General features: G+C 67.2%; 25 protein-coding genes and 1 tRNA gene. 7 read left to right on the forward strand and 19 right to left on the reverse strand.

Annotation, left to right across the window (positions count from 1 at the left end):
• Nucleotides 1-55 precede the first annotated feature (55 nt).
• Both EP28_RS04795 and EP28_RS04800 read left to right on the forward strand, forming a co-directional pair.
• A complete protein-coding gene (locus EP28_RS04795) occupies nucleotides 56-1057 on the forward strand; it encodes a hypothetical protein (RefSeq protein ID WP_230455260.1) in 1002 nt (333 codons plus the stop codon).
• Nucleotides 1058-1080: 23 nt separating this feature from the next.
• The gene (locus EP28_RS04800; RefSeq protein ID WP_049982886.1) at nucleotides 1081-1395 is read left to right on the forward strand and encodes a hypothetical protein; all 315 of its coding nucleotides are present in this window, start codon (nucleotides 1081-1083) and stop codon (nucleotides 1393-1395) included.
• Nucleotides 1396-1440: 45 nt separating this feature from the next.
• On the opposite strand, the gene EP28_RS04805 is transcribed toward EP28_RS04800, so the two are convergent.
• From EP28_RS04805 to EP28_RS04815, 3 genes are all read right to left on the reverse strand, one after another.
• Nucleotides 1441-2277: an RIO1 family regulatory kinase/ATPase domain-containing protein gene (locus EP28_RS04805; protein WP_049982887.1), complete on the reverse strand. Its 837-nt coding sequence runs from the start codon at nucleotides 2275-2277 to the stop codon at nucleotides 1441-1443.
• Nucleotides 2278-2510: 233 nt separating this feature from the next.
• Nucleotides 2511-2583 (reverse strand) — tRNA-Arg (locus EP28_RS04810).
• A gap of 55 nt (nucleotides 2584-2638) precedes the next feature.
• A complete protein-coding gene (locus EP28_RS04815) occupies nucleotides 2639-2911 on the reverse strand; it encodes a Sec-independent protein translocase subunit TatA/TatB (protein WP_049982888.1) in 273 nt (90 codons plus the stop codon).
• 155 nt (nucleotides 2912-3066) lie between these two features.
• On the opposite strand from EP28_RS04815, the gene EP28_RS04820 reads away from it, so the two are divergent.
• On the forward strand, nucleotides 3067-3534 hold the full coding sequence (locus tag EP28_RS04820; RefSeq protein WP_049982889.1) for a redoxin domain-containing protein: 468 nt from the start codon (nucleotides 3067-3069) through the stop codon (nucleotides 3532-3534).
• A gap of 34 nt (nucleotides 3535-3568) precedes the next feature.
• Here the strand turns inward: EP28_RS04820 and gyrA are convergent, their stop codons facing one another.
• The 3 genes from gyrA to EP28_RS04835 form a co-directional block, all read right to left on the reverse strand.
• Nucleotides 3569-6055, reverse strand: a complete 2487-nt coding sequence (gene gyrA / locus EP28_RS04825) for a DNA gyrase subunit A (RefSeq protein WP_049982890.1) — start codon at nucleotides 6053-6055, stop codon at nucleotides 3569-3571.
• Complete coding sequence (gyrB, locus tag EP28_RS04830) at nucleotides 6052-7989, reverse strand: DNA topoisomerase (ATP-hydrolyzing) subunit B (RefSeq protein ID WP_049982891.1); 1938 nt, start codon at nucleotides 7987-7989, stop codon at nucleotides 6052-6054. Before gyrB ends, gyrA begins: the two co-directional genes overlap by 4 nt.
• 106 nt (nucleotides 7990-8095) lie before the next feature.
• Nucleotides 8096-8950: a hypothetical protein gene (locus EP28_RS04835; protein WP_049982892.1), complete on the reverse strand. Its 855-nt coding sequence runs from the start codon at nucleotides 8948-8950 to the stop codon at nucleotides 8096-8098.
• A gap of 219 nt (nucleotides 8951-9169) precedes the next feature.
• Here EP28_RS04835 and EP28_RS04840 point away from each other — a divergent pair, with 219 nt between their 5' ends.
• Nucleotides 9170-10387 (forward strand): iron-containing alcohol dehydrogenase family protein, encoded by a 1218-nt coding sequence (locus tag EP28_RS04840; protein WP_049982893.1) that lies wholly within the window; start codon nucleotides 9170-9172, stop codon nucleotides 10385-10387.
• A gap of 36 nt (nucleotides 10388-10423) precedes the next feature.
• Here the strand turns inward: EP28_RS04840 and EP28_RS04845 are convergent, their stop codons facing one another.
• Both EP28_RS04845 and EP28_RS04850 read right to left on the reverse strand, forming a co-directional pair.
• Entirely contained in the window at nucleotides 10424-11926 is a 1503-nt protein-coding gene (locus tag EP28_RS04845) for an MATE family efflux transporter (protein WP_155118434.1), read from the reverse strand.
• A gap of 133 nt (nucleotides 11927-12059) precedes the next feature.
• Nucleotides 12060-12491, reverse strand: a complete 432-nt coding sequence (locus tag EP28_RS04850) for an EamA family transporter (RefSeq protein ID WP_049982895.1) — start codon at nucleotides 12489-12491, stop codon at nucleotides 12060-12062.
• Between the two features lie 111 nt (nucleotides 12492-12602).
• Here EP28_RS04850 and EP28_RS04855 point away from each other — a divergent pair, with 111 nt between their 5' ends.
• Entirely contained in the window at nucleotides 12603-13370 is a 768-nt protein-coding gene (locus tag EP28_RS04855; protein ID WP_049982896.1) for a VOC family protein, read from the forward strand.
• Between the two features lie 41 nt (nucleotides 13371-13411).
• Here the strand turns inward: EP28_RS04855 and EP28_RS04860 are convergent, their stop codons facing one another.
• The 9 genes from EP28_RS04860 to mce all read right to left on the reverse strand — a co-directional run bounded on the left by EP28_RS04860 (nucleotide 13412) and on the right by mce (nucleotide 18624).
• The gene (locus EP28_RS04860) at nucleotides 13412-13834 is read right to left on the reverse strand and encodes a Zn-ribbon domain-containing OB-fold protein (RefSeq protein ID WP_049982897.1); all 423 of its coding nucleotides are present in this window, start codon (nucleotides 13832-13834) and stop codon (nucleotides 13412-13414) included.
• Nucleotides 13831-14997: a thiolase domain-containing protein gene (locus EP28_RS04865; RefSeq protein ID WP_049982898.1), complete on the reverse strand. Its 1167-nt coding sequence runs from the start codon at nucleotides 14995-14997 to the stop codon at nucleotides 13831-13833. The genes EP28_RS04860 and EP28_RS04865 overlap by 4 nt, the downstream gene beginning before the upstream one ends.
• Nucleotides 14998-15078: 81 nt before the next feature.
• Nucleotides 15079-15831 carry a proteasome assembly chaperone family protein gene (locus EP28_RS04870; protein ID WP_049982899.1) on the reverse strand — a complete coding sequence of 251 codons (753 nt, stop codon included), beginning with the start codon at nucleotides 15829-15831 and terminating at the stop codon, nucleotides 15079-15081.
• A gap of 88 nt (nucleotides 15832-15919) precedes the next feature.
• Nucleotides 15920-16105 carry an RNA-protein complex protein Nop10 gene (locus EP28_RS04875; protein WP_049982900.1) on the reverse strand — a complete coding sequence of 62 codons (186 nt, stop codon included), beginning with the start codon at nucleotides 16103-16105 and terminating at the stop codon, nucleotides 15920-15922.
• Nucleotides 16106-16115: 10 nt separating this feature from the next.
• Nucleotides 16116-16916 carry a translation initiation factor IF-2 subunit alpha gene (locus EP28_RS04880; protein ID WP_049982901.1) on the reverse strand — a complete coding sequence of 267 codons (801 nt, stop codon included), beginning with the start codon at nucleotides 16914-16916 and terminating at the stop codon, nucleotides 16116-16118.
• Between the two features lie 18 nt (nucleotides 16917-16934).
• A complete protein-coding gene (locus EP28_RS04885; protein ID WP_004050354.1) occupies nucleotides 16935-17108 on the reverse strand; it encodes a 30S ribosomal protein S27e in 174 nt (57 codons plus the stop codon).
• Between the two features lie 2 nt (nucleotides 17109-17110).
• The gene (locus tag EP28_RS04890; protein WP_008004085.1) at nucleotides 17111-17392 is read right to left on the reverse strand and encodes a 50S ribosomal protein L44e; all 282 of its coding nucleotides are present in this window, start codon (nucleotides 17390-17392) and stop codon (nucleotides 17111-17113) included.
• Between the two features lie 107 nt (nucleotides 17393-17499).
• Nucleotides 17500-18180, reverse strand: a complete 681-nt coding sequence (locus EP28_RS04895) for a cyclase family protein (protein ID WP_049982902.1) — start codon at nucleotides 18178-18180, stop codon at nucleotides 17500-17502.
• A 57-nt stretch (nucleotides 18181-18237) separates the two neighbouring features.
• Complete coding sequence (gene mce / locus EP28_RS04900) at nucleotides 18238-18624, reverse strand: methylmalonyl-CoA epimerase (protein ID WP_049982903.1); 387 nt, start codon at nucleotides 18622-18624, stop codon at nucleotides 18238-18240.
• A 111-nt stretch (nucleotides 18625-18735) separates the two neighbouring features.
• Between mce and EP28_RS04905 the strand changes: the two genes are divergently transcribed.
• Nucleotides 18736-19539 carry a formate/nitrite transporter family protein gene (locus tag EP28_RS04905; RefSeq protein WP_049982904.1) on the forward strand — a complete coding sequence of 268 codons (804 nt, stop codon included), beginning with the start codon at nucleotides 18736-18738 and terminating at the stop codon, nucleotides 19537-19539.
• 18 nt (nucleotides 19540-19557) lie between these two features.
• Here the strand turns inward: EP28_RS04905 and EP28_RS04910 are convergent, their stop codons facing one another.
• Nucleotides 19558-20106, reverse strand: coding sequence for a hypothetical protein (locus EP28_RS04910; protein ID WP_049982905.1), 549 nt, complete (start codon nucleotides 20104-20106; stop codon nucleotides 19558-19560).
• A gap of 87 nt (nucleotides 20107-20193) precedes the next feature.
• Here EP28_RS04910 and EP28_RS04915 point away from each other — a divergent pair, with 87 nt between their 5' ends.
• The gene (locus EP28_RS04915; RefSeq protein ID WP_049982906.1) at nucleotides 20194-21393 is read left to right on the forward strand and encodes an inorganic phosphate transporter; all 1200 of its coding nucleotides are present in this window, start codon (nucleotides 20194-20196) and stop codon (nucleotides 21391-21393) included.
• Nucleotides 21394-21421: 28 nt separating this feature from the next.
• On the opposite strand, the gene EP28_RS04920 is transcribed toward EP28_RS04915, so the two are convergent.
• Nucleotides 21422-23098, reverse strand: coding sequence for an acyl-CoA mutase large subunit family protein (locus EP28_RS04920; protein ID WP_049982907.1), 1677 nt, complete (start codon nucleotides 23096-23098; stop codon nucleotides 21422-21424).
• Nucleotides 23099-23281 lie beyond the last annotated feature (183 nt).

Here is a 23281-nt window from a genome sequence, read left to right on the forward strand (position 1 = left end):
CCGCCGAGAACGCTCGCCGGTACGCTTACAGGACCGGTCGACGAACACGCTGGCAATGACCGACGCGGGGGAGACCGGCAACGGCGCTGACCGCCGAGTCGGCGCTGACCCCGACCGCGGGCGTGAACGCAACTGCGACGTCAACCGCAGGCGTGACGTCGACCGCGAGGGCAACCGCGACGTCGACCGCGGGACCGAGATCGATCCCGCGGTCGCGGCGACCGCCCGAGAGGAACTGCGCACGACGGTCACCTATCAGGTCGAGCGGCTCCGCGAGATCGACACCAAGGCCATCGAGATTCTCAAGGCGAATCTGGTTCTCATCGGCATCGTCGTCACGGGCGGCTCGCTCGTCGTGCAGACCGAGTTCGACCTCGGCGGCTTCCTCAACCCCTTCACGCTCGCAGGCGGCGTGATTCTGCTCGTCTCGACCGGGCTGGCGGCCGTCACCTACACCGCCTCCGACCTCCGAGGCGGACTCACCATCGCCGACGTCGACGCCCTGATCGCCGCCGAACGAGCCCGCAGCGGCGGCGAGAACGGACTGGGAGCCGACGCGCGCGACGCGACCGCTGACGACGAGGCCCGTGACGCGACCGCTGACGACGACGCGCACGGCGAGCCGCCGGCGGGCTTCGACGAGCGGCTGCTGCGCAGCTACGCCGAGTGGATCGACTACAACGCCCGCGTCATGGCCGTCAACGATCTGCTCGCGACAGTGACCGTCCTCTTGGTCTTCCTCGCGTTCGTCTACGTCGTCGCGGGGGTCGTGACCGGCGCGGTTGGACTCTCGGCGACGGAACTGTGGACCACGTTTGCCGTCTTGACGCTGTTCGCGGGCGGGTTCACATGGGTCGCCGCGCACATGGATCACCTCGGGCCCGAGACGCGGCACGCCGCGGCGTCGTTCGAGGGCGTGCAGATCTCCAAGGGGGCGGACCGAAGCGAGGCGTGGTCGTCGCTCCGCGCGATGATCGGGCGCGAGCCGCCCACGGAACCACCGGAACCGGACACCACACCACCTGACAGGACACGAGACGGGACGCGCGAGGACTAATCGCGGCTCCCGGGCGCTGCAAAATGGACGCAGACGTCGATCGAACGAGACCGCTACTCCTCTTTTTCCGCTGTTTCTCCCGGAACGCGCCCTCGCTCCCAGACGGCGTGAGCGGAGGTGCCGTTCGGCTGTCGGGCGTCGCCAGCGGCCCACTCGACCGTGTGTGCGGCCTCGACCGCGCGGTCGACGTTGGCCGGCGTCCCACGCGGGACCTCGCCGAGCGTTTCGCCGGTCGCCGGCTCCGGCTCGCGGACCTTCCCGAGCGAGAACTCGGCGAGCTACTCGCCGTCGACGTGCCGTTTGTTGATGTCTGCCATGTGTGTCGTTCGCGATCGTGAACAATCACCTCCGGTAGGGTATCGACTGGACGTCGCGAGACCGGATCACTCTCCCGTGGCGGCCGCGTCGCCGCTTGGACCGGTCGTCGTTGCGCGCTTTTCGAGTTCCCCGTTCAGTGCCGCGGCGTCGAAGTCGTGATCGGGACGGATGGCGACGAAATCGAGGAACCGTCGGGCGGCGAGCAGTTCCGCGGTCGAGTAGCTCGTGAGTGCGGCGTCGACGGCCGTGGACGCACCGACGAGCGGTTCGAGGGCGGCGAGCGCGCTCGCTAAGTCGTACGAGCGCGCCGACTCGCGTCCGTCGCCGCCCACGTTCGTCGCGTCGATGACGTAGAGGTCGCCGTCGCGAACGAGCACGTTCTCAGCACGGAGGTCGCCGTGTGCGAGCCCGGCGTCGTGGATCGTCCGAAGGGTGTCGAAAAGCGCCGGCGCGAGCGCGGCGACCGTCTCGTTCTCGAGGTCGTCGAGGGTCCGAAACTCGGGGAGGTACTCCAACACGAGCACGCCGAGGTCGCCGACCGAGAACGCCTCGACGGGTTCCGGGGCGTTCACACCGAGCTCGCGGACCTTCCGGGTCGCTTCCAGTTCGTGGAGAGCCATCTCGTAGGGGGTCTCGTGGCGCTCGAAGAACCCCTCGGTCCCCGCCGAGAAGGCTCCGAGGTTCCGTCCGGTGGTGAAGAGCGCGTGAACCAGCGTGTTCTGTCGCGTGATCACCTTCACGAACAGGTCGTCGTCGACGACCATCGGCGTCGACAGCCAGTTGTCGGCGTCGAGAAAGCGCACTCGCATCTCGTCGCGGTCGTACCGGTCCGCCAACTCGCGGACGACCCGTTCGATGTCGGGCCAGTCGACGCGGCCGCGAACGAGCTGCCGGAGCTCCATACCGAAACGGAACGCGGCGACGACAGATAAGTGGCGTCGTCGCGCGGGGGTCCGCGACGGCCGGCCGCCCGCGGGTCAACCGCGTTCGGTGCTCGCTGCGCGCGACCGATGGGGTTCGAACCGCGCGACCCGCTACTGCTCACGTCGTTCGCAGATCGCGGGCACGGCGGGATCCCCGCGAGCGACGTGCGGGCGGGGGTCAGCCGTGCCCGTGACTGAGCGGAGCGAAAGAGCGGGCACGGCGGGATTCGAACCCGCGATCGAGAGGTTAGGAACCTCTCGCCCTGTCCGCTAGGCCACGCGCCCGAATCGTATGGAGAAAACGCCGCGGTCGGTAATCGGTCGGCGTCGCAGGCGGGGATTACGCGCTCGTTTCTTTTTCGGTTTCGAGGTCCTCGAACTCCTCGTCGTCATCCTCGAGCGTCGAGTCAGTCTCCTCTTCGTCGCCCTGCATCTGTTTCAGTTCGTCTTCGACCTCCTCACGCCCCTTCTTGAACTCGCCCATCGCCTGTCCGGTGGACCGTGCCAGCTTCGGAATCTTGTTCGCCCCGAACAGAAGGACCAAGACGAGCAGGATGATGAGGAGCTCCGGCCCCGCCGGAATGCCGCCGATCAGTGGAATCGCGCTTGCCATCTCTATACGGGCGTAGCTCTCTGGCGACTATAGTCTTTTTGCCTCGATGGGTTCGAGGCCCGAAACGCGGGTCAGCCGCGAGCGGGACGATGGGGTCACCACTGGCGGCTCGCCGCCGCCGAAACTGTGATACGCCCCGCCGCTGATCGGAAGGTATGACAGACGTCGGTGATGACGCGCCGAATTTCGACGCGTCGATCGTAGACGGCGGCATCGAACCGTTCGAGTTGGCCGATCGCATCGGTGACGAACCGGTCGTCTTAGCCTTCTTCCCGGCAGCCTTCTCGAACACCTGTACCGACGAGATGGAGGCGTTCCGCGACGAGTTCGACCGCGACGGCTGCACACTCCTCGGGGTGAGTACGGACCTCCCGCACGCGCTCGAAGCCTACCGGGTGCAGTACGACCTGCCGTTCGCGCTCGTCGGCGATCCCGATCATCGCGCCATCGAGGCGTACGACGCGATAGAAGAATTCGAGCGCTACGGCGTCGACACGGTCGCACGGCGAGCCATCTTCGTGATCGACACGGACGGCGTCGTGACCTACCGCTGGCTCGCCGAGCACTCGGGACAAGAACCCGACTACGACGTGGTCGCGGAGGCAGTCGAAGCGGCGTCGTAGCCGGACGCTCTTACTGCGACCGTCTCGAACCGAGCTACTCGTCGTCCACGCTCCCGTCGACCTCGTCCGCGTACGCCGCTTCGGAGACGATATCCACGGACGCGACCTCGTCGTCCGGATCGAGGTTCATCACGATGACGCCTTTCGTGTTGCGACTCACCGTCGAGATCTCTTCGACGCGGGTCCGCATGATCTGACCGTCGCCGCTCATCGCGAGCAGGTGGTCGCCGTAGGTGACCGCCTCGATGGCGACGACCTCGCCGTTTCGGTCGCCGGTTTTGATGTCGATCAGCCCCTTTCCGTTGCGGGACTGCAAGCGATACTCATCGAGGTCCGAGCGCTTCCCGTAGCCGTTTTCCGTCACGGTGAGCACCCAGTTGTGCTGGTCCTCGTCGATCGCGGCGACGCCGGCGACGGCGTCGTCCTCGCGGAGATCGATCCCAATCACCCCCCGAGCGGTGCGGCCCATCGCGCGAGCGTCGGCCTCGTCGAACCGGATCGCCATCCCGTGTCGGCTTCCGATGACGATGTCTCGATCGCCGTCGGTCACCTCAACGTCGACGAGTTCGTCGCCGTCTTCCAGTCGAATCGCGCGGATCCCTGTCGAGCGGATGTTCCCGAACTCGTCGACGGCGGTCCGCTTGATGTACCCGTCGCGGGTGACCATCGTGAGGAACTCGTCGTCGTCGAGATCGTCCGTGTTCACCACTGCCTCGATCTCCTCGCCGTCGTCGAGATCGAGGAGGTTCACTGCCGACTTCCCGCGGGCGGTCCGCGACATCTCCGGGATCTCGTACGTCTTCAGCTCGTAGATCTGTCCGCGGTTGGTGAAGACGAGGAGGTAGTCGTGAGAGTTGGCGGCGAACACGGAGGAGACGCGGTCGCCCTCCTTCAGCCCAGTGCCGATGATCCCTTTCCCGCCGCGGTTTTGCGCGCGGAAGGTGTCGAGTGACATCCGCTTGATGTAGTCGTCCTCGCTCATCACGACGACGCACTCCTCTTCGGGGATCAGGTCCTCGTGGGTCACGTCGCCGACGTCCTCGATGAAGCTCGTGCGACGCTCGTCGTCGTACTCGTCTTTGATAGCCGCTAGCTCGTCGACGATCACCTGATCGAGTTCATCGGGATCGGCGAGGATCGCCTCCAGTCGTTCGATCCGGTCGACGACGTCCTCGTACTCCGATTCGATCTCCTGGGTCTCCATCGACGTGAGCGACCCGAGCTGCATCCGAACGATGTGTTCGGCCTGCGCCTCGCTGAACTCGTAATCGGTCTCAAGCGCCGCCTTCGCGGCGTCGCGGTCGGCGGAGTCCTGGATCGTCTCGACCACGCTGTCGACGTTGTCGAGGGCTTTCAGCCGCCCTTCGAGGATGTGCGCGCGGTCCTCGCGCTCCGCGAGCTCGTGTTCCGAGCGCCGCCGGATCACGTCGCGGCGGTGCTCGACGTAGTGTCCGAGCGTCTCTTTCAGGTCTAAGACCTGCGGTGAGCCGTCGACTAAGGCGAGGTTGATGACGCCGAAGGTGCGTTCGAGGTGACTCTCCAGGAGCTGATTCTTGACGACCTCGGCCATCGCGTCGCGCTTGAGGTCGACGACGACGCGGATCCCGTCGCGGTCGGACTCGTCGCGGAGGTCGCGGATCCCCTCTATCGCGCCCTCGTTTACGTCCTCGGCGATCCGCTCCACGAGACGCGATTTGTTCTGCTGGAAGGGAAGCTCCGAGATGACGATCCGGCCTTCTTCCTCGTCGACCTCGAACTCGGCGCGGACGCGGACGCGACCGCGACCCGTCTTGTACGCCTCGTGGACCGCGTTCCGGCCGACGATATTCGCGCCGGTCGGGAAGTCCGGTCCTTTGACGTGTTCCATCAGGTCCTCGACGGTGCAGTCGGGATCTTCGATGAGCGCAACCGTGGCGTCTATCACCTCGCCGAGGTTGTGCGGCGGGATGTTCGTCGACATCCCCACCGCGATCCCCGAAGAGCCGTTGACGAGCAGGTTCGGGAACGCCGACGGCAGCACCTCCGGCTCCTCCAAGCGGTCGTCGTAGTTGGCGGTGAACTCGACCGTGTCGCGCTCGATGTCCGCCAGAAGCTCCTCCGCGATCGGCGACATTCGCGCCTCCGTGTAGCGCATCGCAGCCGGCGGGTCGCCGTCGACGGAGCCGAAGTTACCCTGTCCGTCCACCAGGGGGTACCGCATCGAGAAGTCCTGTGCCATCCGCGCGAGCGTGTCGTAGATGGCGCTGTCGCCGTGCGGATGGTAATCACCCATCGTCTCGCCGACGACGGAGGAGGACTTGCGGTGTGCGGAGTTGCTCGTCACGCCCGCCTCGTGCATCGCGAACAGAATGCGGCGGTGAACGGGCTTGAGCCCGTCCCGGACGTCCGGGAGCGCGCGGCCCGCGATGACCGACATCGCGTAGTCAATATACGACTGCTCCATCTCGTCTTCGATGCGCGCGTTCGTTACCTGTGCGGCACGCACGTCCGTGGGATCGACGTCGGGGGTGTCAGAGCTCATATATCCACCCACTCCGCCTCGGTCGCGTGCTCCTTGATGAACTGCTTTCGCGGCTCGACCGCGTCACCCATCAGGATGTTGAACATCCGGTCTGCCGCGGCCGCGTCGTCGACGTTGATCCGCTTGAGCCGCCGGTTCTCCGGGTCCATCGTCGTGTCCCACAGTTGGTCGGGGTTCATCTCGCCGAGCCCCTTGAACCGCTGGACCTGCGTCGGGTTCCCGTCGCACTCTTCTTCGACGATCCGGTCGCGTTCCTCTTCGGTCATCGCGTCGTACGTCTCTCCGCGGTAGCGGACGCGGTAGAGGGGCGGCTGCGCCGCGTACACGTAGCCCGCCTCTAAGAGCGGCTTCATGTGGCGGTAGAGGAGGGTGAGGAGAAGGGTTCTGATATGGGCTCCGTCGACGTCAGCATCCGTCATAATAATTATTTTATTATATCTCACATTATTGATGTCGAACTCCTCGCCGATCCCCGCGCCGATCGCCGTGATCAGCGCGCGGATCTCGTCGTTCTCCAGAATGCGGTCGAGCCGGTGTTTCTCGACGTTGAGGATCTTTCCCTTCAGCGGGAGGATCGCCTGGTTCTCGCGGTTGCGGCCCTGCTTGGCCGAGCCGCCAGCGGAGTCTCCCTCCACCACGAACAGCTCCGCCTCCTCGGGGTCGCGCGTCTGACAGTCAGCGAGTTTGCCGGGCAGCGCCGTCGACTCCAGCGCGGACTTCCGGCGGGTCAGCTCCTCGGCCTTCTTCGCCGCCTTGCGCGCTCTGGCCGCCTCTGCCGCCTTGTGAACGACTTTGCGGGCCGTGTCGGGGTTCTCCTCGAAGAACGTGCCAAGCTGCTCGTGTGTCGCGGATTCGACGATGCCGCGGACCTCGCTGTTGCCGAGCTTGGTCTTCGTCTGGCCCTCGAACTGCGGGTCGGGGTGTTTCACCGAGATGACCGCGGTGAGCCCCTCGCGGACGTCTTCGCCCTTGAGGTTCGCGTCGAGGTCGTCGACGAGCCCGTGCTCGTTGGCGTAGTCGTTGACGGTCCGCGTCAGGGCCGTCTTGAACCCGGTGAGGTGGGTGCCGCCCTCGCGGGTGTTGATGTTGTTCGCGAACGCGTGGACGGAGCCCTGCAGCTCTTCGGTCGCCTGCATCGCGACCTCGACGTGGATGTCCTCCGCCTCGTCCTCGAAGTAGATCACCTCGTCGTGGATCGGCGTGCGCGTCTCGTTGAGGTACGAGACGAACTCGCGGATACCGCCCTCGTACTCGAAAGTGGTCTCCGCGCCGGCGTCGTCGACCGCCTCGGCGTCGCGCTCGTCGAGAAGGGCGATGGCGACGCCCGAATTGAGGAAGGCGAGCTCGCGCAAGCGGCTCGCGAGCGTCGAGAAGGCGAACTCGGTGGTCTCGAATATCTCTGTATCGGGCCAAAATTGGATCTCCGTGCCCGTCTCCTCGCCCGCTTCCATGTCGCGGACACGCTCGAACCCGTCTTCTTCGGGCTCGCCCCGTTCGAACGCGTGCCGGTAGACACCGCCGTCGCGTTTCACTTCGACTTCCAGCCGCTCGGAGAGCGCGTTGACGACGCTGACGCCGACGCCGTGGAGGCCGCCGGAGACCTGGTACGACTTCGAGTCGAACTTGCCGCCGGCGTGGAGGACGGTCATGATCACTTCGAGCGCCGGGCGGTCGTACTTCTCGTGGGTGTCGACGGGAATCCCCCGCCCGTCGTCGGCGACGCCGACGGAGCCGTCCGCGTGGAGCGTGACCGAGATGTCGTCGCAGTGCCCCGCGAGCGCTTCGTCGATCGAGTTGTCGACGACTTCGTAGACGAGATGGTGTAACCCGCGGTCGTCCGTGGATCCGATGTACATCGCCGGACGCTTACGGACGGCCTGGAGGCCTTCGAGGACCTGGATCTGGCCGGCTCCGTACTCACTCTGCTCTGACATAGAACTTACCTGAGGTAGTTCGTGGCGGCTTATAAAGCCGGCGCACGCCCGCGCGCGTGCGAGCGTCGATAGACCGGCGGTTCGGAACGGGTCGGCCGCCGTCGCCTCACCGCCTTCCCGTCCGCTCGTCGAGGTGCGCCCGTGCGCGATCGAGGACTGCAGTGCGGAACGCCTCCGGATCCACACCGCTCCTGTCGCCGACGCTGACGGCGGTTTCGCGGGCGATCGACTCGACGACTCGGTCTGTGAGATCGGCGACCGTCACCGGGTCACCGCGCCGTTCGAGCGCAGCGACGACGCGCTCGAACCGGTTCGGCGTCGCGTGGGCCTCCGCGAGTGCGTCGGGGGCACGCGCCTCGGCGGGAGGCGTCTCGGCCAGATTGTTGCGGTCGGCGTTTGCGAGCTTCCCGCGGCCGCCACGCTTGTTCCGGACCACGACGCCGGCCGCGGGACCGTCGCGCCACGCCGACTCCGGGATCGCGTACTCGGCCGGGTCGAAGTCGCGGGCGCGCACCTCGCGCTCGACGGCGTTGACGGCGGTGAGTCCCACGCCGTCGAAGATCGCCCCGACGGCGTCCGGCGGACGGAAGGCGTCAGCGTCCGCCGAGTAGATGTCGGTCCCGAGGAACGGCGGGAGGCGGTCCCAGTCGTAGTCGGTTCCGCGGTGGCGGGTCGCGACGCCGAAGAACGTGACGCCCGCGGGGTCGTCGGCGGCGGCCCGGAGCGCCTCGCGGTCGAACGTCTCGCGGACGTGCCGGACCGCGGGACGGAGCGCGAATGGAACGTCCTCGTCGTCGGCGTACGTCGTCTCCGGACCGCCGAATCGAAGCAGTCCCGACTCCGCCATCTGGAAGCGGAGCCCTGTCCCGTCGATCAGTTCGAGAATCCAGAGGTGCCCGTCGAGGAGGCCGTCGGGAGCGTTCGTACCCGTGAGCTTCGGGAGCGGGGGAAACGAGTGCATGCGGGAGTGTGACCTCGAAACGTGCGGCCCCGAGCGGGTTGGGTCTTTGGGACGCGGTGGACGCGACCGCCGCCTGCGCGTTGGGTCGCCACCTGCACGCCGGATCGCCGCCGGTGCGTCGGGAGCACCGCCAACGCGTCTGTCGCCGCCGGCGGATCAGACTCGCGTCTGCGGCTGCACTCCCACAGCTACAAGCCATCGCCCGACGACCGACCGTCCATGCTACCGATCGCGGACTCGTTCGACCACGCGTATCACGGCTGTGAGATACTGTACGGGCGCGGCCGCGCCGCGGATCTCGGGGAGTTTCTCGGTGACCGGGGCCTCAACGACGCGCTCGTCGTCTGCGGCTCGAACGTGGGTGCGAACGACGACCTGATGGAGCCAATCCGCGAGGGACTCGGCGACCGGTTCGCCGGCGTCTTCGACGGCACGACGCCCGACAAACGGATCGAGGACGCGTACGCGCTCCTCGACGAGCGAGCGGCCGCGGGCGCGGACGTCCTCGTCGCCGTCGGCGGGGGGAGCAGCCTCGACACGGCGCGGCAGGCCCCGATGCTCGCCGCGGACGGGCGCGACCTCGACCGGATCCGGGCGGCCGCGGAGGAGTCGCCGAGCGACCTCGGGCCGCTCGCGCCCGACGCCGACCCCGCGTTCCCGGTCGTCGTGATCCCGACGACGTTCGCGGGGGCCGACCTCTCGACTGGCGGATCGCTCGTGGTGCGTTCCGCCGACGCCTCGCCGACCGGGCAGCCGCTCACCGTGAGCGGCGACGCGCCGATGCCGATCGCGGACCTTGCGGACCCGGCGATTTTCGAGACCAGCCCGGAGTCGGTGCTCGCGGGGTCGGCGATGAACGGCTTCGATAAGGGGATCGAGACGCCCTACGCCGCCGACGCGACGCCCGTGAGCGACGCGGCCGCGATCCACGGCCTGCGCCTGCTCACCGGTTCGCTGCCGGTCGTCGCGGGCGATCGAGCCCACTCCGACCCCGAGGCCGCGATGGACCGCGCCGTGGTCGGCGCGCTGCTGGTTCAGATCGACCGCAAGATAAGCGTGATCCACGCGGTCGGCCACGGGTTCGCCCGGCGATACGACGTCCAGCAGGGTGCTGTCCACGCGATCGCCGCGCCCCACGTCTTGGCGTACCTCTTCGAGGAGGTAGACGGGAGCCGGCGCGCGCTCGCGGCCGGGCTGGGCGTCGACACCGAGGGACGGTCGGGCGCGGCGGTCGCCGAGGGTGTCGTCGAGTCGGTCGCCGCGGTCCGCGACGACCTCGCCGTCCCCTCGCGGCTGCGCGATCTCCCGGAGACGAGCGAGGATGATCTGCCCGCGATCGCCGAGTACGTCGTCGACGACTGGTGTATGGACCGCGCCCCTGACGGCCTCGACGCCACGCCCGAGGAGATCGAGGGCGTCCTGCGCGCCGCGTGGTGAGGCGTCGGGGAGTCGTGAGCGTCTCGCTGGGTCAGGTCAGTCGTCCGCGGCCGCGTCGGGCCTGTAGGCCTCGCTTATCTTCTTCCACTTGCCGGAGCGGAACCGCCAGTAGTTGATCGCGGCGGGGATCGTCGTCTCGGCGAGGAACGCCAGATACACCCCCCACAACCCGATCGCGGGCAACGCGATCTCGGGGGTCGTCACGCCGACGAGCGGCACGTCGATCGCGGGCGTGGCGTCGTGCGCGCCGACGTACGCGAGCGGGATCGACACGCAGAACATCCCGATGAACTGGCTCGCGAAGGGGATCTTCGTGTCGCCGGCCGCGTCGAGCGGCCCCGCAGCCCCTCCTGAGACGCCCCGAAAGACGACGGCGACGCAGGCCGCGTACACGAGGGTCACGGCGATCGGTATCTCCGGGCTCTCGGGGCTCTCGGCGAACAGCGTGACGATTTCGGTCGCGAAGCCGGCCGTAAGCGCCGCGAAGACGACGTAGGTCGCCACCGAGAACCGAATGATGTCGCGGGCGTACGCCTCGGCCTCGGCGACGCGCTCGACACCCAGTTCCTGTCCGACGAGACTGGAGGAGGCGAGCCCGAACCCCCACCCCGGCGTGTTCATGATCCCCCAGATGCGCCGCGCGATGACGAACGCCGCGACGGTGTTCTCGCCGAAGACGTCGAGGATGGCCAGCATCGGGAACTCCGCGACGGTCCACACGAGGTTGCGCGCGCCGACGGGGAGCCCGATCGAGACGAGGTCGCTGAGCATGTCCGGATTCACGTACGACCCGAACGGATCGATAGACACCGGGAACGCGCCGACCCCCGGCGCGCTGCCGCGGACGAGACCGACGGTGAAGGCGCTGGCCGCGACGACGTTCGAGAGCACCGTCCCGACGGCCGCCCCCTCGACGCCCCAGCCGAAGCCGAAGATGAACAGCGCACTGAGGACGATGTTTGCGAGCGCGCCGCCGGCGCGGACCTGCATCGCGGTGTAGGCGTCGTCACAGCCGACGAGCGTGCGGCTTCCGACGAGGTTCAGCGCAGCGAATGGAACGCCGAGCCCGACGATCCGGAGGTACGCGGAGCCGTACCCGATCGCCGCCTCGTTGCTGCTCAACACGTCGATGAGGGCGGCCGACTGCGTCCAGAAGGTCACGGAGACGGGAATGGTGACGGCCACGACGAGGAGGACGCTCGCCCGGACGGCGTCGCCGAGTTCCGCGAACGCCTCGGCACTGTACCGCTGTGAGACCAAGGCGATGGTACCGCCCGCGACGCCGCCGCCGATCGCGAACGCGAGCCCCCAGTAGGGTCCGGCGAAGCCGACGCCGGCGACCGCGCTGGTGCCGACGGCGACGCCGACCATTGCCACGTCGACGGCGTTCTTCGACATCCGGGCAATCCCCGTGACGATCCGCGGCCACGCGAGGTCCGCCGTTCGGACCACTCGGTGGCGGTCGATCAGGCCGACACGGGCGAGGGCCAGACCGATGTACACGATCGCGGCACGAAACGGGTTCGGGAAGCGGGTCACTGCGGGGGTGACGCTACCCCCGTATGGAGTATAGGGATTTCGCCACGTGCGCCGCACGAGGTGGCGTCGCGTCCCAGACGCGCCGTGGCGTCACGCCGCTGATGGAACTGCGAGCGCGATCTCGAATCGGGTGTCACGCCCCGGACACGAGGTATACCGACGCGGCCGCGAGCGCGATTCCGAACGCCTTGCGAGCGGTGAACGACTCGCCCAAGACGAAGAACCCGATCACGGAGGAGAACGCGAGAAACATCGCAAAGATTGGCGTCACGACGCTCACCGGGCCGAGCGCGAGCGACCGGTATAGCGCCAGGATGCCGATTCCCAAGAACAGTCCGGCCGCGAGGACGTACGGCAGCTTCGGCGAGCCGAGGTGCGTCGAGAATCCCTGACCGGTGTACGCCAGCACGCCGAGCGCCATCGCGACGAGAAGCGTGTTCGAGAGGACGACGGCGACATCGCTCGGAACCGCGTCCGGACCCGTCGTGGCGACGCGCATGAGCGGCGGCACGAACGCGTACGCCCCCATCGCGAGCAGCGCGTACGAGAGGTATCCTGTGTTCACACTGTTACCGTCGGGTCCCCGCGCGAAGTGCCTGCCGAAAGCGGTCGAAACATCTCCCACGGCTGCGGGGTGCAGTACGCTTTTGAGGCGAGCGGCCGATACTCCAGGCGTATGGACGGAACCTTTGATCACGTAATGATCCGCGTCGAGGACTTAGACGAGAGTCTCGACTGGTACCAGACGCACCTGAACTACGAGGAGAAGGACCGCTGGGAGGCAGACACGTTCACCAACGTCTACCTCGGTCCCGAAGACATGCACGAGGATGGCGCGCTTCTCGAACTCACGTACAACCACGGCGATCACACCTACGAGAACGGCGACGCGTGGGGACACATCGCCGTTCGCGTGCCGGAAGACGCCTTACAGGAGTCGTACGACCAGCTGATGGAGGAGGGCGTCGACGACTACCGCGACCCCGAGTCCTGTGACAACCGCTACGCGTTCGTGAAAGACCCCGACGGCCACGAGATCGAGATCGTCAAACGCGATCACGGCGCGAAGTGGAGCATCGACCACACGATGATCCGCGTTGAGGACGCGGACGAGGCGCTCGGCTACTGGACCCGCAAGTTCGAGCACACCGAGGTTCCGGGCCGCTGGGAGGCAGACACCTTCGCGAACTACTTCGTGGCCCCCGACGACGCCCCGCAGGAGGCCATGAAGCTGGAACTGACGTACAACTACGACGGCCGCGAGTACACGATGGGCGACGGCTGGGGACACGTCTGCGTCCGCGTCGACGACCTCGACGAGGCGTGGGAGACGCTCATGACCCGCGAAGCGCCCGACTACCGCGACCCCGAGTCGTGTGACCACCGCTACGCGTTCACGAAGGATCAGGACGGCCACGAGATCGAACTGCTCGTCACCGAGTAGTCCGTTTCAGCTTCTCTGGCCCTCTGCCGTCCCGCGACGCCTCACTCGTCCGTCGGCTGAAACACGACGATACGCTCGCCGTCCGTTTCGCGCGTTCCGACGGACGCTTCGAGTTCGTCGCCGATGTCTATCGCGTCCGGCTCCGGGTCGATCCCCCGCACGACGCCCGTGACTCGAACCGGACCGAAGTCGGCGATCGCGGTCACGTACGGCGCGTCCTCCGCGAAGCGCGGAGACGGCACATGCACGACGCTTTGCGTCTCGACCGCCCCCGTCGCGTCGAGCGGCTCGCGAGAGAGTTCCGTCGACCCGCACTCGGGACACACCCGGCGCGGCGGGAGCGACCCGTGGCCGTCCGGACAGACGAGCGCGTACCCCTCGCCGTCGGCGACCGCGTTGAGCCACTCGTCGTAGCCGGCGTTCGTCGCCGGCACTGACTCGCCGTCCGCCGTCTCGTCGCTCATTCCGCCACCTCCAGCACGTGGACGACGGCGCTCGCGACGGTCCCGCCGGCGTTGTGCGCGACGCCCACCTCCGCGTCGGCGACGTGCTCGCTGTTCGGATGATCTCCCCTGAGTAGTCGAGTCAGCTCCGCTATCTGTGACCCGCCGGTCGCGCCGACGGGGTGACCCTTCGCCTTCAGCCCGCCGGAGAGGTTCACCGGCACGTCGCCGTCGGCGGTGGTGAGCCCGTCGCGAGCGGCCGTGATCCCCTCGCCGCGCGGCGCGATTCCGAGCGACTCGATCGCGAGCACCTCCGCGATGGTGAAACAGTCGTGGACCTCGGCCACGTCGACATCGTCGGGACTCACGCCGGCGGTCGCGTACGCCGTCTCCGCCGCGTCGTCCGCGGCGGGCGTCTGCGCGACGTGCGCGCGGTCCGCGAGCGCCAGCCGGTCCGTCCCCTGACCGACGCCCGTCACCGCCACGGGCGCGTCGACGTCGTGGTCGGCGGCGTACTCCTCGGAGACGATCACCAGCGCGCTCGCGCCGTCGGTGATCGGACAGGCGTCATAAAGGTGCAACGGCTCCGCGACCGGCGGGGCGTCCATCGCTTCCTCGATAGACACCTCCGAGCGGAACTGTGCGTACTCGTTCGGGACCGCGTTCGCGTGATTCTTCGAGGCGATATGCGCGAGATCCTCTCGTTCGCCGCCGTACGCGTCGAAGTACGCGTTCGCCATCAGCGCGTACGCGCCGGGGAACGTCACGCCCTCTCGGACCTCGAAGAGGTCGTCTGCCGCGATGGCGAGGCCCTCCGTCACTTCCGCGGTCGGGAGGTTGGTCATACGCTCCATCCCGCCGGCCAACACCACGTCGGCGTCGCCCGCGCGAACCGTTCTGACCGCCTCGCGAACGGCGACGCCGGCCGAGGCACAGGCCGACTCGTATCGGGTCGCCGGACACCGAACGCCGGCCGCTTCCGCCATCAGCGGAGCCTGATGACCCTGGTGTTCGGCGAGCGCCCCCATGAAGTTGCCGTAGTTCAGTTCCTCGACGTCCTCGCGGGGGACACCGGCGTCCTCGAACGCGCGGAGCGCGGCAGTCGCGAAGAGGTCACGCCCCGTCCGCTTCGGATGGTTCCCGAAGCGAGTGAGCCCGACCCCCGCGACGCGTACGTCTGTCATACACGAACGATGATCCGGGTCGGGTTTATCCCTGCCGGAATCGGTGAGAATCGAACCGCGCGAGCCACAGACGACGGCCGATCAGCCGATGTACCGGAGGTCGTCGTCGGGGACTGCCGGCCCGTCCTGCATCTCGCGGATCTTGCCGACGACCTCCTCCATCTCCTCGGCGCGCTCCTCGAGCGTCTCGTAGTCGATATCGAAATCGAGCAGGAGTTCGATCGTTTCCAAGACGGTGCGCGCGCTCTTGGGATCGACGAGATAGCCGCTCGTCTCGCCCATCAGGCAGGCAGCGTCGAAGCCGCGGCGCTCGCCGAGCCCGAGCACGAGCCCCGAGACCCCGACGATACCGCCGGCCGGCTCGTCCGGACGAAACTCGACGCCGGCGTCTTCGAGCCCCTCGATAAGATCGGCGTCCGAGACCGCACCGAGCACAGTGTACTCCTCGACGAGCTCACCGGTGGGCACGCCGCCGAGCGCGTACGCGCGGTCTGCCCCGAACTCCTCGGCGATGTCGAGGAACGTCGTAGTGAGCCTGTAGTGTCCCGCGTTCGAGCCGGCCTGGTGGTCGCCGGTCAACACCAGAAGGTCCGCGCCGTCGGTCTCGATCGCGTGGAACTCCGCGCAGGTCAGCTCGGCGACGCCGTCGCCGTCGACGCTCACCTGCGGCGGGAATTCGGTGGTGTACACGCGTCGAACCAGTTCGCTTTCGAACTCTTCGAGCAGGTGCTCTGCGGCGAGCTTCCCAACGTGGCCGACGCCCGGTAGCCCCTCGATGAGCACCGGATCGTCGAGCGCTGGCGTCGCGACCGCGTCGATCTCGATGTCGTCCATGTCCAACCCCTCCGAGCGGCGTTCACAAGAGGGTGGCTATTCGTCCGGGCACGGCGGCGGGTCACCGCCGGCGAAGTGTGCGTCGCCGCTACCGGTCTTCCGCGCGTCGCCGGACGCGACGGCGATACTCGCCGTACGGATCCTCGGGGCTGAACGGCGCGGGCGCGCTGTTCTCTGTCGGACCGCCACACTCCGGACAGCGGTCGCCGAGGGCGTACACCGGGCGGTCGTGAGCGGTCTCCCAACTCGCACAGACGCGAATATCGGATTTCACAAAAACGGGGTTACTCGTCGTCTTCGCGGCGATCGCGGTGGTACGCTCCGGTGCCGCCCGCGGCCTCGATCGCCTCGCGGGCGCGGTCGGCCGCGGCTTCAAGCTGGTCCTCGGCCGTTTTGTAGTCGGGCGCGCGGACCTTGATCCGGTACTCCGGTGAGCCGACGTAGCCGACTTCGAGATCGACGCCGTCGGGGATCTCACCGTTGCCTTCGGCCGCTTCGAGCGCCGCCTTCACGTCGTCGACGCCGTCGGACGCCGCGGATTCGAGGTCGACGTATCCGGTCACGTCGACGTAGGGGACGGAGACGTTGTCGCGAGCTGCCTCGACGATCGACTCCGCGGCCGCGTCGTCGACGTCGACCGCGTCGAGGGCCTCGCTCCCGCTGATCGCGGCCGACTCGAAGGCGTCGTAGAGCGTGTCGTACTCTTCTAAGAGCGCGTTGGCGACCTCGGTGTATCGGTCGTCGTCGACGTCCTCGCCGAGCGCGATGAGCATCCAGTTGTCGGCCTTCTGTGAGTTCTTCCAGGCCTGTATCTTGTCTTTTCGCTGGTGCTCGTTGACGTCTTTGATCGACAGATCGATCTGGTTCGCGGACTCGTCGACATCGAGCACCTTCGCGACGACCGTCTGTCCCTCGCGGACGTGGTCGCGGACGTTCTTGATCCAGCCGGAGGCGACCTCGCTTATGTGACAGAGGCCGCGCTTGTCCTCGTACTCGTCGAGGTCGACGAAGACGCCGAAGTCGGCTATCTCGTCGACGTCGCCGACAACCAACTCGCCGGGTTCGGGCCAGCCGCTGTACTTCATGACGGAGCAGTGAGGCGGTTACCGTGCCTCAACGGTCTCGACTATCTCGCCGTGCAGCTCGGCCTCTCCGCCGGTCGGCGTCGCGAGGGTCGTACCGCAGACCGCACACGATACCGTCGAGGAGGCTTTGCCGAAGACGACCTGTTCGTTCTCGCAATCGCCGCAGGCGACGCGGTGGAAGCTTCCCGCCATGCTTACTCCTGGAACGTGAGCCGGCCGGCGCGCCAGCCCTCGCGCATGTGCGCTTTGCCGCAGTCGCCGCAGCGGTACTTCAGGTGGGTCTTCTTCGTCGGCTTGTCGCCACCGGGCACCTTCGAGTACCCGCCGGCGTTGCCGATCGTCGCGAGCGCGCGGCGTCGCTGGCGCGCGTCGCGTTTCATTCCGGTCGCCCGACCCGATCGAACCTTCTCCACTTCGTGCTCCTGATGGGAGTCACAGTTGGGACAGTACGTGTTGAAACGACGTGGCATCTCCATGTATATCGACCTTGAATCGCGGTTCGTCGCCGACGCTTAAAACGGGTTTGGTCTGTCTCGCACCCGGGGACGCCCGTGCGAGGCGGGTCCCAGTCCGGCGTCGAGCGTCACGCCTCCCACTCTGCGACCGCCCGCACCGGCGATCCGTCGCCGTCGCGGAGGCGGAGCGGAAACGCGTACAGGCGGAACCGGTCCGGCAGGTCGGCGAGCGAGCAGAGGTTCTCGACTATCGGCAGTCCGGCACCCAACAGCACGTCGTGGGCGGGCGTGCCGGTCGGCTCGCCGGCAGACGGATCTCCCGACTTTGACGCCGTCGGAGCCGAGGGCGTCGGGTCCGGCCCGAACGTATCGAGGCCGACGCCGACGCCCAGGTCTCGACAGCGCTCCGCGGCCGCCGCGGTCAGGTACGGGTGATCGCGGTAGCTGTCGGCTCCCCAGCGGTCCGCCCATCCGGTGTGGACGACGAGGAGATCGCAGTCGTCGCGGACCGATCCGGCGGTCGGGAGCGCCGCGGCCGTGATCGGCTCGCGGGCGTCGAATTCCCCCGCGAGGTCGACGAGGCGGGCGTCGAGCGCGAACGACCCTACCCCGACCGCGTCGACCGGCTTCCCGCCGGCCAGCGTGTGTCGGGGCGCGTCGACGTGCGTGCCGGCGTGGCTCCCGGTCTGGAGTTCGCTCGTCGCGTAGCCGTCCTCAGCGTGGGTCGCGTCCGGCGACAGCGTCACCTCTGGGTCGCCGGGATAGGTCGGCATCCCCGTCTCGATCGGCCGCGAGAGGTCGCGGAACATGGTCGGAGATGGCCCCGTATCGGATAAAAGTCGTCGTCCACCGCGTCACGGGTCGTCTCAGTGCTCGACGAACTCCACGAGCACGCCGCCCGTTGACTGCGGGTGCAAGAAGGCGACCTCGTGGCCCCACGCGCCCGGTCGCGGTTCCTCGTCGATGAGATCGACGCCGAGGGTACGGGCGCGGTCGAGCGCCGCCGAGAGGTCGTCCGTCGCGAGCCCGACGTGGTGGATCCCCGGACCCTCGCGCTCCAAGTAGTCGGCTATCGTCCCGTCTTCGGCCGGCTCCAACAGCTCGAAATAGCCACCGTCGTCGAGTTCGAGGAAGACGATGGACATCCCGTCGAACGCTTCCTCGTGAGCGATCGGGGCGTCGAACAGTCCGTCGAACAGGTCGGCGAGGTCGGCCGCGTCGCGCGTGGCGACCCCGACGTGATCGAAGCGCATGCGTTCCGGATCGGCCGTCGATACCTTATAACGACCGAGATGTCGGACCCATCCCGCCGGGATCCAAAGGTTTGGGTGCGAGCCGGGAGTAGCGGGGGTGGACCCCGACCAGTGAGCGACTCACCAGCAGACCCAGAGACGGAGCAGATGACGTCGCGGAACATCCTCGGCTCGCTGCTCGACAGCGGGCTTCATGAGATGAATCGAGAGCGGTCCGGACTGCTGCTCTCGGGGGTGTCGGCCGGTCTCGACATCGGGTTCGGCCCGCTGATGATGGCGGTGGTTCTAACGCTCTCACCCGGTGGGTTCGGCGATCTAACGACCGAACTCTTGCTCGCCAGCGTCTACTCGATCGGATTCATGTTCGTCATCTTAGGCCGCTCGGAGCTGTTCACAGAGCACACGACGCTGGCCGTGATCCCGGTCCTCGACGGTCAAGCCTCCCTCCGGCAGTTAGGGCGGCTCTGGGGACTGGTGTACGTCGGAAACCTCGTCGGCGGACTCCTGTTCACGCTGCTCGTGACGCTTTTGATGCCGGAACTCGGCGTCGTCTCGCCCGGATCCTTCGAGACGATCGCGTTGAAGCTCGTCGACCACGACCTCCCGTGGCTGTTCATCGGCGGCGTCTTCGCCGGGTGGTTGATGGGACTGCTGGCGTGGCTCGTGACGGCGGCCCAAGACACGACCGCTCGGCTCCTCCTCGTGCTGATCGTTACCGGGACGATCGGCCTCCTCCACCTCCCGCACTCGATCGCGGGCAACGTCGAGGTGCTGTTCGGACTGCTCGTCTCGGACGCGATCACGCTGACGGAGTACGCTGGGTTCCTGAGTCTGGCGACGCTCGGCAACGCCTTCGGCGGCGCGGTGTTCGTTGCGCTGTTGAAATACGGCCACGTCGTTCGCGGCGCGAACTGAGACCGTCGCAGTCGGCGGTCATCCGTCCCCGGCAGAGCGCCGCTCGCTAAGCTCCGACGCGAGTTCCTCGTCGATATCTCGGAGCCGCGCGACGAGTTCGTCGGTGACTTCCTCCTCAACCTGCTCTTCGACCTGATCTGTGACCTCTTCTTCAACCTGATCTGTGACCTGCTCCTCGACCTGATCTGTGACCTGCTCCTCGACTTTATCCGACACCTCCGTCTCGACTTTGTCCTGCACTTCTGTCTCGACTCGGTCCGATACCTCGGCTTCGACCTCTGACGGCACTTGCTCTTCCACCTCGGAGGCAACCTGCGCTTCGGCCTCGCCGGGGACTCGCTCGGCGACGGCCTCCGCCGCCTCGGCCGCGACTTCCTCCTCCAAGACGCGCTCGTAAATCGTCACGTTCTCCCACACCCGGAGGAAGTAGCCGAGAACCAGCCCGCCCTGGAAGGCGGCGACGCGCGGGTCCATGCCGACGAAGAGGAGGTAGCCGAACCCGATCGCGAAGGCGATCCCGTAGACGATGTCGATGTAGAACTGGGTCTGCCGTCCGGACAGGTCCATGTGTGACATGATGGTGCAGATGATACTTCACTGCTCCGTCGAGGCGACGGAATACACTTGACGCCGGACGGCGAATCCGGGGATGCAATGCAGGTCGGCACAGCGCTTGTCGTGGGCGTCGCCATCGCTTGCTTCGTCGCATACAACATCGGCGGAGCGACGACGGGGCCGGCGTTCGGGCCGGCAGTCGGCGCGGAAGCGATCTCGAAGACCGGCGCGGCAGCGCTCATGTCCGTCTGTTTCGCGCTTGGGGCGTGGACGCTCGGTCGACGCGTCGTGACAACGCTCGGGACGAGCCTCGTCCGCGATCCGAGCGTGTTCACGCTGCCGACGAGCGTCGGCGTCCTCGCGTTCATCGGCGGAGCGCTGCTCGTCGGCAATCTCTCGGGTGCGCCCGCGTCGACCTCGATGACGGCAGTCGGTGCGATCGCCGGACTCGGACTTGCGGCCGGCGAGCTGAACTGGACCGTGTTCGCCGAGATCGCCGTGTGGTGGGTCGTCTCGCCCGTTGCCGGTTTCTGGATATCCCTCGTTATCGGACGATATCTCTACCCGTACGTCGTCCGGAGGATCTCGATCGACCGGTCCGAGGGGCCGCTACTCGGTATCGATCGCTCCGGCTCGGTGCCACGATTGGCGCTCGCGCCCGACTCGACGCGGCGAGAGCTGGCGGGAACGCTGGTCGTCGTCGGGATCGGCTGTCTGATGGCGTTTAGCTCCGGCGCAAGCAACATCGCAAACGCGATCGCCCCGCTGGTGGGCAGCGATCGGTTGGGGATGGACCTCGGGATCCTCGTCGGCTCGGCCGCCGTGTCGGTCGGCGCGTTCACCATCGCCCGGCGCACGATGGAGACGCTTGGAAACGACATCGCGGATCTCCCGTTGACCGCGGCGATCGTCGTCGCGGTCGTGAGCTCCGGGCTCGTTGTGCTCCTGTCAGCGATCGGGGTCCCGGCGTCGTTCGTGATCATCTCGACGCTGTCCATCGCCGGTCTCGGCTGGGGGCGCGCTTCCCGCTCGTTCACCGTCGAGGAGGCGATTCGCGGCGACGGAACCGACGGCGTCAGCGTCGACGCGCTTGCACCGAGCGGTGAGGATCCGACGATCGCAGAGTCGGACCGGACAGCTTCGGCCGACGCGTCGGCCGCCACCGACGAACGGCCGGTCCGAGACGGGTCACTGTTCGACCCCGAAACGACCATCCGCGTCGTCGCCATGCAACACGTCGTGCCGATGCTCGCGACGGCCGGTTCGTACGCGACGTTCCGGCTGCTGTTAGCCGCGTAGAGGCAGGCGAACGACAGCGCGGAGAACGCTACCGCCCCGGCTTGTACTCGCCGAACTCCTCGCGGAGCACGTCGCTTATTTCTTGGACCGTCGCGTACGCCTTCACCGCGTCGACGATGTGCGGCATCACGTTCTCCGACCCCTGCGCGGCCTCGCGCAGCGATCCGAGCGCGTCCTCGACGGCGTCGCCGTCGCGGTCGGCTTTCACTTCTTGAAGCCGCTCGCGCTGTGCCTGTTCCTGTTCCGGATCGACCTCCTCTAGGTCCATCTCGGGCTCTTCGTCGACCTCGTACTCGTTGACGCCGACGATGATCCGCTCGCCCTCCTCGATCTCTTCTTGCCGGTCGAAGGCGACGTCTTGGATCTGGCGTTGGACCCACTGACTCTTGACGGCCTCCAGCATACCGCCGCGGCGGTCGACCTCGTCCAGTATCTCGAAGGCGTCCTCTTCGATCCCGTCGGTGAGGTTCTCGACGTAGTAGGACCCGGCGAGCGGGTCTATCGTGTCCGCCGCGCCCGACTCGTGTGCGAGGATCTGCTGGGTTCGGAGTGCGGTGCGGACCGACTGCTCGGTCGGGAGCGCGAGCGCCTCGTCTTTGCCGTTGGTGTGGAGGCTCTGAGTGCCGCCGAGCACCGCCGCGAGCGCCTGGTACGCGACGCGGACGACGTTGTTCTCGATCTGCTGGGCGGTCAGCGTGGAGCCGCCGGTCTGCGTGTGGAACTTGAGCTGCTTGGACTTTGGGTTCTCAGCACCGAATCGCTCTTCCATGATCTGTGCCCACATTCGGCGCGCGGCGCGGAACTTCGCCGCCTCCTCGAAGATGTTGTTGTGCGCGTTAAAGAAGAACGAGAGCTGCGGGGCGAAGTCGTCGACGTCGAGCCCGGCGTCGATGGCGGCCTGCACGTACTCGATGCCGTTTCCGAGCGTGAACGCGACCTCTTGGGCCGCGGTCGAGCCCGCCTCGCGGATGTGATATCCCGAGATGGAGATCGTGTTGAAACTCGGCGTCTCGGCGGCACAGAACTCGAAGATATCCGTGATGAGCCGCATCGAGTGCTCGGGCGGATAGATGTAGAGGTTCCGCGCGATGTACTCTTTCATGATGTCGTTCTGGATAGTCCCGCGGAGCTGTTCGCGCGGGACGCCCTGCTTGTCGCCCATCGCGACGTACATCGCGAGGAGGACTCCGGCCGGAGCGTTGATCGTCATCGACGTGGACACCTCGTCTAAGGGGATCCCGTCGAAGACGGTCTCGAAGTCGTCTAAGGTGTCGATGGCAACGCCCGAGCGTCCCACCTCGCCCTCGGCCATCGCGGCGTCGGAGTCGTACCCCATCTGCGTCGGGAGGTCGAACGCCATCGAGAGCCCCGACGACCCCTGATCGATGAGGTAGTTGAACCGCTCGTTCGTCTCCGTTGCGGTTCCCATCCCGGCGTACTGGCGCATCGTCCAGAGCCGCCCGCGGTGCATCGTCGAGTAGACGCCGCGCGTGTATGGCTCCTCGCCCGGATTCCCGAGATCCTCCCGGTAGTCGTGGTCCGGGATGTCGGCGGGCGTATACAGCGGATCGACCTCCTGACCGCCCGTGTCGGTGGTGAACGACTCCTTTCGCTCACCGAACCGGTCGACGGTCTCGCCGTAGGTCCCGTCTTCCCAGGACTGTTTGGCCTCCCGGATGGCGTCCAGTTCGTCAGGATCGTACATTAGTGAGACAGAGTGGCGAACGCGACTTAACAGTTTTCAGAATCTCGTTCATCGACGGACGCGCTCCCTTCCGACGTCCACGGGGCGCGCCGAGGTCCCGCACCGCTCGATCGCGAGTCGACGACAGCGCACGCGAGAGGACGAGCGGTCGCCCGGTTTCAAGTACCGTGCGTTCGATTCACA

The organism is Halorubrum sp. BV1, assembly GCF_000746205.1.
Classification (GTDB): domain Archaea; phylum Halobacteriota; class Halobacteria; order Halobacteriales; family Haloferacaceae; genus Halorubrum.

Coding starts and splice junctions, on each gene's coding strand:
- EP28_RS04840 (WP_049982893.1), top strand. CDS start 9,170: ATGCTACCGATCGCGGACTCGTTCGACCACGCGTATCACGGCTGTGAG.
- EP28_RS04870 (WP_049982899.1), bottom strand. CDS start 15,831: ATGGACGACATCGAGATCGACGCGGTCGCGACGCCAGCGCTCGACGAT.
- EP28_RS04865 (WP_049982898.1), bottom strand. CDS start 14,997: ATGACAGACGTACGCGTCGCGGGGGTCGGGCTCACTCGCTTCGGGAAC.
- EP28_RS04915 (WP_049982906.1), top strand. CDS start 20,194: ATGCAGGTCGGCACAGCGCTTGTCGTGGGCGTCGCCATCGCTTGCTTC.
- EP28_RS04860 (WP_049982897.1), bottom strand. CDS start 13,834: ATGAGCGACGAGACGGCGGACGGCGAGTCAGTGCCGGCGACGAACGCC.
- EP28_RS04885 (WP_004050354.1), bottom strand. CDS start 17,108: ATGGCGGGAAGCTTCCACCGCGTCGCCTGCGGCGATTGCGAGAACGAA.
- EP28_RS04815 (WP_049982888.1), bottom strand. CDS start 2,911: ATGGCAAGCGCGATTCCACTGATCGGCGGCATTCCGGCGGGGCCGGAG.
- EP28_RS04800 (WP_049982886.1), top strand. CDS start 1,081: ATGGACGCAGACGTCGATCGAACGAGACCGCTACTCCTCTTTTTCCGC.
- EP28_RS04805 (WP_049982887.1), bottom strand. CDS start 2,277: ATGGAGCTCCGGCAGCTCGTTCGCGGCCGCGTCGACTGGCCCGACATC.
- EP28_RS04795 (WP_230455260.1), top strand. CDS start 56: ATGACCGACGCGGGGGAGACCGGCAACGGCGCTGACCGCCGAGTCGGC.
- mce (WP_049982903.1), bottom strand. CDS start 18,624: ATGCGCTTCGATCACGTCGGGGTCGCCACGCGCGACGCGGCCGACCTC.
- gyrA (WP_049982890.1), bottom strand. CDS start 6,055: ATGAGCTCTGACACCCCCGACGTCGATCCCACGGACGTGCGTGCCGCA.
- EP28_RS04820 (WP_049982889.1), top strand. CDS start 3,067: ATGACAGACGTCGGTGATGACGCGCCGAATTTCGACGCGTCGATCGTA.
- EP28_RS04920 (WP_049982907.1), bottom strand. CDS start 23,098: ATGTACGATCCTGACGAACTGGACGCCATCCGGGAGGCCAAACAGTCC.
- EP28_RS04855 (WP_049982896.1), top strand. CDS start 12,603: ATGGACGGAACCTTTGATCACGTAATGATCCGCGTCGAGGACTTAGAC.
- EP28_RS04910 (WP_049982905.1), bottom strand. CDS start 20,106: ATGGACCTGTCCGGACGGCAGACCCAGTTCTACATCGACATCGTCTAC.
- EP28_RS04895 (WP_049982902.1), bottom strand. CDS start 18,180: ATGTTCCGCGACCTCTCGCGGCCGATCGAGACGGGGATGCCGACCTAT.
- gyrB (WP_049982891.1), bottom strand. CDS start 7,989: ATGTCAGAGCAGAGTGAGTACGGAGCCGGCCAGATCCAGGTCCTCGAA.
- EP28_RS04835 (WP_049982892.1), bottom strand. CDS start 8,950: ATGCACTCGTTTCCCCCGCTCCCGAAGCTCACGGGTACGAACGCTCCC.
- EP28_RS04890 (WP_008004085.1), bottom strand. CDS start 17,392: ATGGAGATGCCACGTCGTTTCAACACGTACTGTCCCAACTGTGACTCC.
- EP28_RS04880 (WP_049982901.1), bottom strand. CDS start 16,916: ATGAAGTACAGCGGCTGGCCCGAACCCGGCGAGTTGGTTGTCGGCGAC.